Genomic DNA, 12,965 nt, shown 5'->3' on the forward strand with positions numbered 1-12,965 from the left:
AAACGCCGCGCGCCACGGAACGCGAGAGCACGAGAACACGGCGCGCCCTTCCAGCCGCTCAACACGCAAACCCCATTCATGCGCCGAGGTCAGGCACGCGAAATGCTGGTTAAGAGGCGACGTAGGCTATTGTTAACGTCACGGCACGACCGCTCTCTCGCAGAGCGGCAACAACGACAGCACATAAGCAAACACAATTTCAATAACGCAAAGGAAACCATCATGCGCAGACGACAATTCATCCTCACCGGCAGCGCCGCTCTCGCCACCGCCGGCCTCAGCCTCGCCGGCTGTACGACGACGTCGCCGTCCTCGAGCGCATCGCCGTCGGCAAACGCGGGCAAGCGCGACACGATCAACGCAGGCGTCGACTCGACGATGTCCCGACTCTTTGCCAACGTCGCCGGTTCGCGTGAACTGGTGGGCAAAGCACGTGGCGTGCTGGTATTCCCGTCGGTGATCTCAGCGGGCTTCTGGGTCGGCGGCCAGTATGGCGAAGGCGCACTGCGCGTGGGCGGCCGCACGTCGGGCTACTACAGCACCGTCGCGGGTTCGTTCGGTTTGCAGATCGGCGCGCAATCCAAAGCGCTCGTGTTTCTGTTCATGACGCAAGACGCGCTCGACAAATTCCTCGGCAGCCAGGGTTGGGCAGCCGGTGCGGACGCAACCGTTGCCGTGCTGAAAGTCGGCGCGAACGGTGCGGTCGATACGTCGACGGCCACGAGCCCTGTCGAAGCTTTCGTATTGACGAACGGTGGTCTGATGGCGGGCGTCTCGCTGGAAGGCACCAAAGTTTCGCGCCTGATGATCTGAGGTTGAACGTCGTGCCACGCAATCGCAGGGCGGTTGCGTGGTGCCCTCCCCAACTCGCTCAGGCCGCGCGCTAAAATCGCACCAACCCCGCAGTAAGCCAGCGTTAACCCTTGCGCGCGGCGTCAGCTTGTTGCCCCATTCCCCGAGCACTCCGCTCACTAAACAGACAAATCCCCCGAGCCCTAGCGAAACGCATTTAACGTGCTTCGCGTTTTTCTTTGCGTATCGTCAAGCAATAAGCGTTATGCAACGGTTCATCGAAGGTAAATTCTCCCGAAGCCTTTTCTTTTTTACTACATTAGACGTTCGGCCGCCGTCTTCTGGAGTCCACTGTGACAAGACGCGTTTCGCTTGATGATGAATCCGAGTTCGCGATCTGGAGACGCCGGCACGCAGCGGACGTGAAAGTATCGCGCCGCGTGCTGATCGGACATCGCGACAAGGCGATCGGCGAGTCGCTGGTGCTACTGCTTTCGCTCAAGGGCTACGACGCAATCTACGTCGTCGATCTGCACAAACTGCAGTCCTTTCTGACGTGGTGGCGACCGCACGCCATTCTGCTGGACACCCGGCTCGATTCGGTTTCGGATTACGGATTCACCCGCGCCTTGCGCGCCGAACCCGCGAATGCCGACATCCTTATGCTGGCCATGAGCAACATCTGGCCGCTCGATCCGATCGGGCCGCTGAAAGAAGCCGGTTTCGACGGCCACTGTCGGCGCCCCTGCTCGCTATGGCGCGTGGCGGACATCCTCGAAGAATATTTCGTTCACGCCTGACGCGCGTTCAACGCAAACGCGCCCCTAACACCCCACCCCACTCAACGCACCGGCGGCAACGAGAACACCGCGATAGCTTCGGCCAGTTGGCCCGTCTGCGTCTTCAACACCTCGGCGGAAGCGCTCGCTTCCTCGACCAGCGCGGCGTTCTGCTGGGTCGTCTGATCCATGCTCGCCACCGCGATGTTGACCTGCTCGATGCCCGAGCTTTGCTCGACCGACGCCGCGCTGATCTCGCCCATGATGTCGGTCACGCGGCGCACCGCATGCACCACTTCCTGCATGGTTTCGCCGGCACGTCCCACGTACTGCGAGCCGCCTGCGATCTGTGCCGCGGATTCCTCGATCAACGCCTTGATCTCCTTGGCGGCCGCCGCGCTGCGCTGCGCAAGAGTCCGCACTTCGCCGGCCACCACCGCGAAACCGCGGCCTTCTTCGCCGGCGCGCGCCGCCTCGACCGCGGCGTTCAACGCGAGAATATTGGTCTGAAACGCGATCCCTTCGATCACACCGATGATGTCGCCGATCCGATGCGACGACTGCGAAATCCCGCGCATCGTCTCGACCACCTGACCCACTACTTCGCCGCCACGCGCCGCCGTCTCGGATGCGTTGTGCGCGAGCTGGCTGGCCTGCTTCGCGTTGTCGGCATTCTGTTTCACGGTCGCGGTGATCTGCTCCATGCTCGACGCCGTTTCACCCAGCGCGCTAGCCTGCTGTTCGGTACGACGCGACAGATCGGCGTTGCCCGCCGCGATCTCGTGCGACACCGACGAAATCAGCGTCGCGCCGCTGCGAATCTGCGTGATCGCGTGCGCGAGACGATGCTGCATGCGCTGCATCGCGGCGAGCAGGCTAGTTTCGTCGCCGGGTTTCGTGTCGACCACGAGATCGAGTTCGCCGTCGGCGATTCGCGCGGCAATCTGCGCCGCGTACGCGGGTTCGCCGCCGAGTTGCCGCAAGATGCTACGCAGGATCACACCGATCACCACTGACACCAGCAGACACAAAATCAGCGCGGCGCCGACGTATTGCAGAAGCGTCGAATAAAACGCGGCATCGATGTCGTCGGTGAAAACGCCGGTCACGATCGTCCAGTCCCACGGTTTATAAAGCCGCACGTAGTTGATCTTCGGCGCCATCTGATTGGAGCCCGGCTTGAGAAACTCCAGATGGATGAATCCATCGCCGTCGCGTTCGGCGAGATCCGAACCGTCCTTGAAGACGTGACGCCCTTGCGGATCGGTGAAGCCGCTCATGTCCTTGCCTTCGAGGTCGCCGCGCACGCCGTGCATCAGGACCCGGGCGTGCGCGTCTTCGATCACGAGGTAGCCGCCGGCACCGTCGTAGCGCATGGCGCGCAGGTCGGCCATCGCCGTGCGTTGCGCGTCGGCGAGCGGCATCGTGCCGGCCGCGACGAGGCCGTTATAGCGGTCGAGCACGCTGTACGCGACGCTGACCACGCTCTTCAATTCAGCCTGGCGGTCGGCGATCATCGTGTCGCGCGTTTTGAAAGCACCCCATAGGCCGATCGCCAGAATGCCCATGCACATTACCGCTAGCGCAAGCCAAAGCCGCACTTTCAGGCGAAACCGTTCCATCTCCGTGTCCCTTGTCCTTATGATCGCCGCGCGAGGCGGACGCCCCGGCGGTGCATGTCACTCTCCGGATTAACGGCGGAACGGGGGAAAACTTCAGGCTGGGTCGACGGATGCCTTGCTCGCCGCCTTCAGGCAGCAGCGTTCCGAGTAGAAATAGACGCGCGGTTCGAACGCCGGCGCGGGGTCGTCCGTTTTGATTGCATGCGCAACGATCTGCGAAACGTCACTCCGCCGGCAACGTGAGCGCAGCGACTTCGCAACGCGGCCATTGCCGCAAGACGTCGGGCGCCAGCAGCAGCTTGGCGGCTCGCACGCCCGCCCCCATGACGATCTGCGAGCGCGCCATCACCTCGGCGTCGACCAGCACGCGCCAATCGTCAGGCAAGCCGAATGCCGTGATACCGCCGAATTCCATGCCGCTGTGCTCGACCGCGGCCTCGCGCTTGGCGAACGAAAGCCGTTGCGCGCCCAGCGCGGCCTTCACCGCGCCGTTGATATCGAGCCGCAGCGATCCGAGCGAGACCAATGCCGCGTAATGCTCGCCGCCGTCTTTCTTATAGCGGACCACGATCGTGTTCGCGCAGTCTTCGAGGCCGAAGCCGTAGCGCGCGCTGAATGCGGCGGTGTCCGACGCGTCGTCGCTGACGGCGAAAACCGTCACGCCTTCAGCGGGCAACTGCTCGACGACGTGAGCGGGCAAATGTGCTTGCAATTGCCCGGAAGGAATGACGTCGAGCCGCGGGTCGAGTTCGTGCGAGTGCATAGTGATCGATGTGAGTGAGGGTGCCCCGGCATTCTAACCAGGGGTGCGTTTGCGATGCATCGCAGCGGCGGCGCACGCCTGCCGCGCTTGTTATAGTGACAGGCACAAGGTTTGCGAAAGACTTCGAGGCGAACTCCGCGTCGAGGCGACCTCAACGGCTCTCGCATCCGCCCGTCGCGGCGCCGGAACCCCATTGAGAAACACCACCATGGACATCGACACGCTCTCCGCCGAGAACCTTCAACACGTGGCCCGCAGGCAGGCGAACTGGGCCATCGGCGCGTTCAAACAGTTTTCCGACGACCGCTGCGCGGCCATGGCTGCCAGCATCGCGTTCTATGCGGCGTTTTCGCTCGCGCCCACGCTGGTCATGGTGATCGCGGTGGCGGGCTGGTTCTTCGGCGCCGAAGCCGCGCGCGGCGAACTGTTCAATCATATTCACGGCCTGCTCGGCGACCAGGCCGCCGCGGGCGTGCAGACCATCGTCGAGAACGCGCATCACAGCGGCAGCGCCGGCGGCGTCGCGGCGATCATTTCGTTCAGCATGCTGGCAATCGGCGCGTCGGCCACCTTCTCCTCGCTCAATAGCGCACTCAATATAGTGTGGCCCTACAGCGGACCGCGCTCGTCGAGCGTGATCGCGATGGTGCGGGTCCGCCTGATCTCGTTCGGGCTGGTGCTCGGCGTCGCGTTTCTGCTGATCGTCTCGCTGGTGCTCGATACGGTCATCACGTTCGTCGGCAAGTGGTTGTGGGGCAATTCGCCGTATGTGGTGATCGGCAACCTGATGCAACTCGCCGTCGGTCTGCTGGTGCTCGCGTTCGCATTCGCCGGCTTGCTCAAGTTCTTGCCGGACGACAACGTGCGCTGGCGCGATGCACTGGTCGGCGGAATCGTCGCGGCTGTTCTGTTTTCGGCGGGCAAGAAACTCTTCGCGCTCTACATCGCGCACGCCGGCATGGCCAGTTCGTTCGGCGCGGCCGGCTCGCTCGCCGTGCTGCTGATGTGGCTGTACTTCTCGGCGGCGGTGCTGCTGCTGGGCGCGGAGTTCTCGGCGGCGCGCGGGCGCATGCACGATCCCCGAGGCGGTTGGGGCATGCAGGACAACATGCCGCCCGGCAGCCGCGCGAAACTGGCTTCGGTGCTGGCGGCGTCGACCGTTTCGGCGAATGCGGTGCCGCATAGGGATGAGCCCGCAATCGATAACGCCGTAGCCCTACCCGCAGCGCGCGCGGCAGCGGCAGGCGCCGCAGGAGCATGGCCCGGTGCAACCCCCGCGTCGGCATCGGTATTTCGGGTGAAGCCGCGCACCAGGGCTTCCGCACGCGCAGCCGCGCTCAAGGTCGGACGCACCGTGGTACAGGCCGAAGCTCAGGCCACTCGCATTGCCGCCGTCACGCTAATCGAGGCAAGCCGCACAGCGGTGGCGGCCGACCGTTATGTCAGGCGCCACCCGTGGACCTCGGTGTTATTCGCCGCTGCCGCGGGACTCGCCGCCGCCACCATCGCGCGCCGCAACGCCGACGACAACGCCGACCACAGTACGCGCGCCCCGTAATACTTGAGGAATGCAACCGCGAAGGTTGCACTCAGGTGGTCCACCGGGTTGCTTCAACTCACACCCCACAACGTCTGTCTAGCGTCCCGGTCAAGGGTGCACATTTCATTTTTATACGACCGCTACAAAGCGCTCAGGACGACTAGACGACTAACTTACAAATGCCATTCAAACAAGTGCCAAAAGTGCGGGTACCGAGGCACTCACTGTCTACAAAACAACAATAATGCTTGCTCGATGAATAAATATTGCAAAAATAGAAATAATCGTTAACAGGCTTTAAATACAAGGCTTTGCGTGTTTTGTCAGTTTTTGGAGACAGTCTTTTTTTTCCAGTTCGTGCGGGTAGACCCCCTGCGCTATTCTGCGATTCGCAACAACGAAACTAATCATCTGCGTGGAGAAATGGATGAAACGAATCGCACTGTCTACCCTCTCGCTGGCGCTCCTCGGCGCCACCGGCGTGGCACATGCTCAAAGCAGCGTTACCCTGTACGGCGTGCTGGATGACTCGATCCAATACGTGTCGAATGTTGGCGGCAAGAGCCTGTACAACATGGCTGCAGGCAACCTTCAAGGCAACCGTTGGGGCATGAAGGGCACGGAAGACCTGGGCGGTGGCCTGAAGGCGATCTTCCAGTTGGAAAACGGCTTTAACCCGAACAACGGCTCGCTCGGTCAAGGTGGCCGCATGTTCGGTCGTCAAGCCTACGTCGGCCTGACAGGCGATGCATGGGGCACGGTCACGGTTGGCCGCCAGTACGACCCGCTGGTCGACCTGGTTCAGCCGCTGACGGGTGACAACTACTGGGGCAGCACGTTCACGACCGCAGGCGACGTCGACAACAACGACAACAGCTCGCGCACGAACAACGCAGTGAAGTACACTTCGCCGGTGTGGGGCGGCTTCCAGTTCGAAGGCATGTACGCGCTGGGCGGCGTTGCAGGTCAAACGGGCTCGGGTCAATCGTGGGCAGGCGCGGCAACGTACGCAACGGGTCCGTTCAGCGTCGCAGCCGGTTACTTCCGCCTGGACAATGCGGCCAGCTCGGTACCGCGCACGACTTGGGGCGGCACGTCGGACGGCACGTTCGACGGCATCCAGAACATCGCGTACCAGACGGCCAAGTCGATCGGTATCGCTTCGGTGGCAGCGCAATACGTCGTTGGCCCGATCACGACCGGTCTGCGCTACAGCAACGTTCAGTACAAGCCGGATGCAGCATCGGGCTTCGGCACGACCGAGAAGTACAACGTCGGCGCTGGTTTCGTGAACTACCAGGTCACTCCGGCAGCTCTGCTGGGCTTGGGCTACACGTACACGCACGGCAACGGCGATTCGACCGCGACGTACCATCAAGTTTCGCTGGGTGGCGACTACAACCTGTCGAAGCGTACGGACGTCTACCTGGTCGGCGCATGGCAACATGCTAACGGCAACCAGCGCAATGCAGCGGGTCAAGTCGTGTCGGCAGTCGCTTCGGTGGCTGACTATGGCTTCAGCTCGAGCAGCATCAACCAGACGATCGTCAGCCTGGGTATCCGCCACAAGTTCTAAGCGAACTTGACGGACTGCTGAAGCACCACGCAGTTCAAAACCAGCCACGGGCGCAAGCCGGTGGCTGGGTTTTTTCGTCCGGTGGTTTTGCATTCACGCGAGCCGCCGCGGCAACAAAAAAGGCCGTCAGTCAGCGCTTATCGCGCTTCGTGACGACCTTCTTTGGTATTGATCGCGTTGCAGTTGCGCGCGCCTTGACCTTGACGCGCCACAGATCTACCGCCGCTGCGACTTGCCCTTTTCCGCCTGCGCCAAAGTCTGCGCGGGCTTCGCGTCGAGTTCATGCTCGACGCCGTCGGCGCCAACCGGCGCGCGATGCAGCACCAGCGCACGCTCGCGCTGCAACAGCGGCACGTTCGGCGATTCCTGCCAGTCAGGATCGGGAATCTCGCCGAATACCTGACGCAAGCGCTCGCCCCAGGTGCGGTGAATCATCTCGAAGTACGTGTTGTCGTGGTCGATCGAGACGAAGCGCGTGACGCGCAGCGAATCCTTCTCATACACCAGCAGATCGAGCGGCAGCCCGACCGACAGGTTCGAGCGCAGCGTCGAATCCATCGAGATCAGCGCGCACTTGGCCGCTTCGTCGAGCGGTGTGGACGGTGTCAGCACGCGGTCGATGATCGGCTTGCCGTATTTGGCCTCGCCGATCTGGAAATACGGATTCACCGCCGACGCTTCGATGAAATTGCCCGCCGCGTAGATCATGAACAGGCGCGGCCGGTTGCCGGCAATCTGCCCGCCCAGAATAAAGCTGCAATTGAAGTCGACGCCGAATTCCTGCAACGCCTCCGCCTCGCGCTGATGCACGCTGCGCACCGCGCGGCCGATCACGCGGGCCGCGTCGGCCATGGTGGGTGCGTTCCAGAGCGTGGGCAAGGTGGGGTCGAGCGGCTCGGACAGCTCGTGCAGCACCGCCTGCGTGAGCGACAGATTGCCCGCGCCCAGCAGCACCAGCATGCGCTCGCCGGCTTGCTCGAACACCGACATCTTGCGCGCGGTGCTGATGTGATCGACGCCCGCATTGGTGCGCGTGTCCGACAGGAACACGAGCCCGTCGTCGACGGACATCGCTACACAGTAAGTCATAGGAAAAGGTACCTGCTAAAAAGCCAACTGAACGGCGCTATTGTAATGCGGCGCGCATGCGCCACTGTCCGTATTACGGCTCCGGCAGGCCCAAACTGAATGGATATGTGGGCCGGCGCTCTCTGAATGCGCCGGCGGAGCCGCTCAGGCGGCTCGCTCAAGGGGCCCTCTGCGGCCCCTGAGCCGCTTTATTGCGCCAACTGCCCACTCACCGTCACCGACACCTTCAACTGCTCTTCCAGGCCGCCGATCCGCCTTCCACGCACCGGCGCGGCGGCTTCGTAATCTCGCGCAACCGCGAGTCGGCAGTAGATTTCGCTGGCAAACGCGGCGTGCGTGACGTCGACGGAAATCCAGCCTTTGCCGTCGAGCCATACATCGACCCACGCATGGCTCGCGCCGTGCTCGACGTCGCCCGGTTCGATATAGCCGCTCACGTAGCGCGCCGGAATGCCACGCGCCCGGCAGCAGGCCAGCATCAGATGCGCATGGTCCTGGCACACGCCGTTGCCGAGCGCGAGCGCCTGCGCGGCGGTGCTCGTGACTTCGGTCACGCCCGGGTTGTATTGCACGCGCTGCACGATCTGCTCGGACAGTGCGATCAGGTTGGCCGCGCTAGCCAGCGCCGGCACCGTATTGGCCAGTTCGCGGATCGCCGCGTCCGCTTCGGTCAAGCGCGTCGAGCAGGTGAAATGTTCGAGCGGAATTGGCCCGACGCCGTCGGGCAAATGGCCGTCGACCAGCGGAATCGTGTCGACTTCACCCGCCACATGCAGACGGATTTCGTTGTGCGGCTTGTTGATGACCAGCGTATGCAGCACGTTGCCGTAGGCGTCGAAGGTCGCGTCGAGCTTGCCGGGCGCGTCGATGCTCCAGCGCCGCACCACCTGCGACGCGCCGCTTGCCGGCGTCAGACGCAATTGCTGGATCGAATAATGGACCGTCGCTTCGTAGCGATAGGACGTGTCGTGGCGGATCGTCAGGTACATGGGAAAACTCCGTCAGGCGACTGGCAGCATCAGATAGGTACGCGCAACCAGATTGCCGAGCTCGAACACGCGAGCAAGGAACTGCGTCAGATAGGCGTGCAGGCCGGCTTCGAAAATCTGCCGGATGTCGGAGTACACCAGTTCGGCGCGCAGCTTGCCGGCGAACCGTTCGCACTGGTTCGAGCCCGAGGTACGCAGCATCGCCAGATTCGCGCAGACGCCTTCGAGCGACGCCAGCAGCGACCTCGGCATCTGCTGGTTCAGGATCATCAGCTCGACCACCCGCGCCGGTGTGACGACGTCGCGATACACCTTGCGATAGATCTCCAGCGCCGACACCGAACTCAGAATCGACGTCCAGTAATAGAAGTCTTCGAGCTGGCGCGCGGCGTCGCGTGAATTCGGTTCGACGTCCGCGAAACGCACGTCGAGAATCCGCGCGGTGTTGTCGGCCCGTTCGAGAAACGTGCCGAGCTGCGTGAAGAAGAACGCGTCGTCCTGCAACGCGGTACCGATCGTCACGCCGCGCGACAGGTGCGAGCGAAATTTCACCCACTCGAACAGCGCGCCCGGATTACTGGCCGCCTGGCCTGACGCTATGCGCTCGTTGAATTCGAGCCACGTGTCGTTGATGGTTTCCCACCATTCGGTTGTCAACGTGCCGCGTACGGCACGGGCGTTTTCGCGCGCGGCCTGCAGACACGAGTGAATACTTGACGGATTGTTGGCATCCGCCACCATGAAATCGAGCACGTGTTCGCGGGTCGGCTCGTCGTAGCGCTGCGCGAACGCGGTTTCGAGTTCGGAGATGCGCAGCACCGAACGTTGCGTGCGCGCCTCCTGTTCGGTCGTCTGCGGCAAAAGCAGCGCTTTCAGGTTGATGTCGAGCATGCGGGCGGTGTTCTCCGCGCGCTCCACGTAGCGGGCCATCCAGAAAAGGTGATCGGCGGTGCGGCTTAGCATGACGGCGTTCCGTATCTGATGACGCGAGGCCTTCGTCGAAGTAAAAGGTCCGCGCTGGTTATCCGTATGCGCCAGTGGCGAGCATGCTGCCTGTTGCGTGCTGCCCCGGCGCGCTGGGTTGCAATCGCGCTTGCCTGGCTGGCGAAAATGATTCGCTGGCTGCGCGCATGCATGATTCGCATGCGCTACCTCGGCAAGCGTGTCGACAACCGCGTCAGTCGACCATCCACGTATCTTTAGTGCCGCCTCCCTGCGACGAATTGACGACCAGCGAGCCCTCCTGCAACGCGACCCGCGTGAGGCCGCCGGCGACCATGTTGACGGTCTTGCCGGACAGCACGAACGGCCGCAAGTCGATATGGCGCGGCGCAATACCGGCTTCGACAAAGGTCGGACACGCGGACAGCGCGAGCGTGGGCTGCGCGATATAACCCGCCGGCCGCGCGATCAGCCGCTCGCGGAACGACTCGATTTCGGCTTTCGTCGAGGCCGGGCCAACCAGCATCCCGTAGCCGCCCGCACCGTGCACTTCCTTGACCACCAACTCGGACAGATGCGCGAGCGTGTACGCCAGATCGTCGGGCTTGCGGCACTGAAACGTGGGGACGTTGTTGAGGATCGGCTTTTCGCCGAGATAAAACTCGATCATTTCCGGCACGTACGGATAGATCGATTTGTCGTCGGCGATACCGGTGCCCATCGCATTCGCAAGCGCGACGCGGCCCGCGCGATACGCGGTCAGCAAACCCGGCACGCCCAGCGCCGAATCGTTGCGGAACGCGAGCGGATCGAGAAAGTCGTCGTCGACACGGCGATAGATCACGTCGACGCGTTTCGGCCCCTGCGTGGTGCGCATGAACACGTAGTTGTCGTCGACGAAGAGGTCTTTACCTTCCACCAGTTCCACGCCCATCTGCTGCGCGAGGAAGGTGTGCTCGAAGTACGCCGAGTTGTACATGCCCGGCGTGAGCACCACCACGACCGGATCGTCGACGCCTTCCGGCGCCACCGAGCGCAACGTATCGAGCAACAGATCCGGGTAATGCGCGACCGGCGCAATGCGGTTCTGCACGAACAGTTCGGGGAACAGCCGCATCATCATCTTGCGGTTTTCGAGCATGTAGGAGACGCCCGACGGCACGCGCAGATTATCTTCGAGCACGTAGAACTCGCCCTCGTCGCCCGCGCGCACTACGTCGACACCGGCAATATGCGCGTAAACACCGAGCGGCACATTCACGCCCTGCATCTCGGGACGATATTGTGCGTTGGTATAGACCTGCTCGGCCGGCACGATACCGGCGCGCACGATGTTGCGATCGTGATAGACGTCGTGGATAAACAGGTTGAGCGCCTGCACGCGCTGGCGCAAACCGGCTTCCAGCGTTTGCCATTCGCCGCGCGGAATGATGCGCGGAATCAGGTCGAAAGGGATCAGCCGCTCGGTGCCGGACAGGTCGCCGTTCACCGCGAAGGTGATACCGACCCGGCGAAACAGCAGGTCGGCTTCCGCACGCTTGCGTGCGATCGCCTCGTTGCCCTGCTTCACCAGCCACCGCTCAAAGCGCGCGTAGTGTGGCCGCACGGCATCGTCATGATGACGCATCTCGTCATAGCATCGCATGTCACGCCCCGCTCTTGTTGTCGGATAGAAGGCGAATGCGCTGCGCATTCGGTGTTTCGACAATCGATCAAGCAAGCGCTATGCCATTCAGCTTTTCGCGTGCGAAACGACGACACGTGCACGCTAACAGCGCATCCCGGCCGGCATGGCGTCGCTGCCATCGTACTGCGGTGGCCCATGATGCGCTAGTACGGTGCACCCGCAGCAACACGGTGCGTAGCCGGCGCGATTCGCGAACCGTAACGGACGCCCCAAAAAAAATCCCCATGGGTTCGCACCCACGGGGATTCGGACAACTTGCACTGCGGAACGGCTCAAGCGCTAACGATAGTTAAACCCGCATTGTTAAACCATGGAAGGCTCAACTCGCCAACGCATGAAACACGCTCAGCCTGCAGCAGCGTCTTTCAGCTTCTTCAGCGGACGTGCCTTGATGCGCACGCTAGCCGGCTTGGCCGGGAACCAGCGCTCTTCGCCCGAGAACGGGTCTTTGCCGAAGCGCTTCTTCTTCGCCGGCACAGCTTGCACGACGATCTTCAGAAGACCCGACAGCGTGAATTCACCAGCGCCCTTCTTGTGCACTGCGCCGAGGATCGTGTCTTCGAGCGCGGCCAGCACGGCCTTGGCAGTCTTCGGTTCCACCGCGGCGCGTTCAGCGACGTGTGCAGCCAGCGAGGCCTTCGTGAAGGTGTCCTTGATCGGCGACGGAGCGCTGGACGCCTTCACGGCGACCTTCTTAGCTGCGACGGCTTTCTTCGCAGGAACTTTCTTTGCAGCAACCTTCTTGGCGGGTACCGGGGCAGCAGCCTTCTTGGCCACCTTTTTTGCGGAAGTCGGCATGTTTCTCCTACCTGTTGTGGTCAGTGAATAGCACGAAGCGCACACGGTATGTGCACGCTTCAACGCCGGATTCTACAAGCGCTAATACGATTTGCGCGACTCTTTTGTGTATAACGCCCAAGGTTTGTTGCGCGGCGCAGACTGCGAAACGCGTTTTGATGCTTGTTTTAGCGGGTAAACGTGCGTCGGCGGGGTCGACAACACCAACTCGTAACGCACGTTACAAGCCGTTTCGATGCATGCATAACGGCACATTTCGCGTCGGCCGGGTTGCGGCCAAGTGTCAATCCGGCGCGGCAGAACGGCAAAAGATAGCTAACAGAAGCGCTCGTTACGCCGGCGCGTTACACCGGCGCGTTACACCGGCGCGTTACACCGGCGCGTTACA

11 protein-coding genes are annotated in these 12,965 nt (G+C 62.5%); 4 read left to right on the forward strand and 7 right to left on the reverse strand.

Annotation, left to right across the window (positions count from 1 at the left end; translation table 11 throughout):
* Positions 1 to 222 precede the first annotated feature (222 nt).
* Entirely contained in the window at positions 223 to 813 is a 591-nt protein-coding gene (locus GGD40_RS25020) for a BPSL1445 family SYLF domain-containing lipoprotein (RefSeq protein WP_179712118.1), read from the forward strand.
* 401 nt (positions 814 to 1,214) lie between these two features.
* A complete protein-coding gene (locus GGD40_RS25025) occupies positions 1,215 to 1,592 on the forward strand; it encodes a histidine kinase (RefSeq protein ID WP_373565357.1) in 378 nt (125 codons plus the stop codon).
* 41 nt (positions 1,593 to 1,633) lie between these two features.
* Here the strand turns inward: GGD40_RS25025 and GGD40_RS25030 are convergent, their stop codons facing one another.
* Positions 1,634 to 3,193, reverse strand: a complete 1,560-nt coding sequence (locus GGD40_RS25030; RefSeq protein WP_179745454.1) for a methyl-accepting chemotaxis protein — start codon at positions 3,191 to 3,193, stop codon at positions 1,634 to 1,636.
* A 223-nt stretch (positions 3,194 to 3,416) separates the two neighbouring features.
* Positions 3,417 to 3,956 carry a YbaK/EbsC family protein gene (locus GGD40_RS25035; protein WP_179712112.1) on the reverse strand — a complete coding sequence of 180 codons (540 nt, stop codon included), beginning with the start codon at positions 3,954 to 3,956 and terminating at the stop codon, positions 3,417 to 3,419.
* 208 nt (positions 3,957 to 4,164) lie between these two features.
* On the opposite strand from GGD40_RS25035, the gene GGD40_RS25040 reads away from it, so the two are divergent.
* A complete protein-coding gene (locus GGD40_RS25040; RefSeq protein ID WP_179713959.1) occupies positions 4,165 to 5,514 on the forward strand; it encodes a YihY/virulence factor BrkB family protein in 1,350 nt (449 codons plus the stop codon).
* A 409-nt stretch (positions 5,515 to 5,923) separates the two neighbouring features.
* Positions 5,924 to 7,072, forward strand: coding sequence for a porin (locus GGD40_RS25045; protein WP_179712110.1), 1,149 nt, complete (start codon positions 5,924 to 5,926; stop codon positions 7,070 to 7,072).
* Between the two features lie 216 nt (positions 7,073 to 7,288).
* Here the strand turns inward: GGD40_RS25045 and GGD40_RS25050 are convergent, their stop codons facing one another.
* The 5 genes from GGD40_RS25050 to GGD40_RS25070 form a co-directional block, all read right to left on the reverse strand.
* Positions 7,289 to 8,161, reverse strand: coding sequence for a proteasome-type protease (locus tag GGD40_RS25050; protein ID WP_179712108.1), 873 nt, complete (start codon positions 8,159 to 8,161; stop codon positions 7,289 to 7,291).
* Positions 8,162 to 8,349: 188 nt separating this feature from the next.
* Positions 8,350 to 9,150 (reverse strand): transglutaminase family protein, encoded by an 801-nt coding sequence (locus GGD40_RS25055; RefSeq protein WP_179745455.1) that lies wholly within the window; start codon positions 9,148 to 9,150, stop codon positions 8,350 to 8,352.
* A gap of 12 nt (positions 9,151 to 9,162) precedes the next feature.
* Positions 9,163 to 10,113, reverse strand: a complete 951-nt coding sequence (locus tag GGD40_RS25060) for an alpha-E domain-containing protein (RefSeq protein ID WP_179712104.1) — start codon at positions 10,111 to 10,113, stop codon at positions 9,163 to 9,165.
* A 214-nt stretch (positions 10,114 to 10,327) separates the two neighbouring features.
* On the reverse strand, positions 10,328 to 11,737 hold the full coding sequence (locus tag GGD40_RS25065; protein ID WP_035559187.1) for a circularly permuted type 2 ATP-grasp protein: 1,410 nt from the start codon (positions 11,735 to 11,737) through the stop codon (positions 10,328 to 10,330).
* Positions 11,738 to 12,124: 387 nt separating this feature from the next.
* Positions 12,125 to 12,577, reverse strand: coding sequence for an HU family DNA-binding protein (locus tag GGD40_RS25070; protein WP_035559188.1), 453 nt, complete (start codon positions 12,575 to 12,577; stop codon positions 12,125 to 12,127).
* Positions 12,578 to 12,965 lie beyond the last annotated feature (388 nt).

It is taken from the genome of Paraburkholderia bryophila (assembly GCF_013409255.1).
GTDB lineage: Bacteria > Pseudomonadota > Gammaproteobacteria > Burkholderiales > Burkholderiaceae > Paraburkholderia.

What these genes read in the sequence shown, in the direction of transcription:
- GGD40_RS25020 (WP_179712118.1), top strand. Translation starts at nt 223, where the DNA reads ATGCGCAGACGACAATTCATCCTCACCGGCAGCGCCGCTCTCGCCACC.
- GGD40_RS25030 (WP_179745454.1), bottom strand. Translation starts at nt 3,193, where the DNA reads ATGGAACGGTTTCGCCTGAAAGTGCGGCTTTGGCTTGCGCTAGCGGTA.
- GGD40_RS25035 (WP_179712112.1), bottom strand. Translation starts at nt 3,956, where the DNA reads ATGCACTCGCACGAACTCGACCCGCGGCTCGACGTCATTCCTTCCGGG.
- GGD40_RS25040 (WP_179713959.1), top strand. Translation starts at nt 4,165, where the DNA reads ATGGACATCGACACGCTCTCCGCCGAGAACCTTCAACACGTGGCCCGC.
- GGD40_RS25045 (WP_179712110.1), top strand. Translation starts at nt 5,924, where the DNA reads ATGAAACGAATCGCACTGTCTACCCTCTCGCTGGCGCTCCTCGGCGCC.
- GGD40_RS25050 (WP_179712108.1), bottom strand. Translation starts at nt 8,161, where the DNA reads ATGACTTACTGTGTAGCGATGTCCGTCGACGACGGGCTCGTGTTCCTG.
- GGD40_RS25055 (WP_179745455.1), bottom strand. Translation starts at nt 9,150, where the DNA reads ATGTACCTGACGATCCGCCACGACACGTCCTATCGCTACGAAGCGACG.
- GGD40_RS25060 (WP_179712104.1), bottom strand. Translation starts at nt 10,113, where the DNA reads ATGCTAAGCCGCACCGCCGATCACCTTTTCTGGATGGCCCGCTACGTG.
- GGD40_RS25065 (WP_035559187.1), bottom strand. Translation starts at nt 11,737, where the DNA reads ATGCGATGCTATGACGAGATGCGTCATCATGACGATGCCGTGCGGCCA.
- GGD40_RS25070 (WP_035559188.1), bottom strand. Translation starts at nt 12,577, where the DNA reads ATGCCGACTTCCGCAAAAAAGGTGGCCAAGAAGGCTGCTGCCCCGGTA.